We start from the raw sequence: 231 nt of genomic DNA on the forward strand, positions 1-231 counted from the left end.
ACAGCTCCCCGAAGCATATCGGTGTTAGTCCCGTCCTTCATCGGCTCCTAGTGCCAAGGCATCCACCGTGCGCCCTTCTTCACTTAACTAATAACGCATGATAAATCTATAAATCGCGACAATAAATTGTCGGCTTTAAAGTTTGATGTTCTGGCATGTTGTTTCTTATCTAGTTTTCAAGGTTCACAAGAGAGATTGATCTCTCAAAACTGAACAAACAACCAATTACGA

The 231-nt window shown here is 42.0% G+C and carries 1 rRNA gene; it reads right to left on the reverse strand.

Annotated features, from left to right (window positions below):
• A 23S ribosomal RNA gene (locus CHH91_RS19225) occupies window positions 1-89 on the reverse strand; the annotation flags it as partial.
• Between the last annotated feature and the right edge of the window lie 142 nt (window positions 90-231).

The organism is Virgibacillus sp. 7505, assembly GCF_002272135.1.
Lineage (GTDB): Bacteria > Bacillota > Bacilli > Bacillales > Amphibacillaceae > Terribacillus.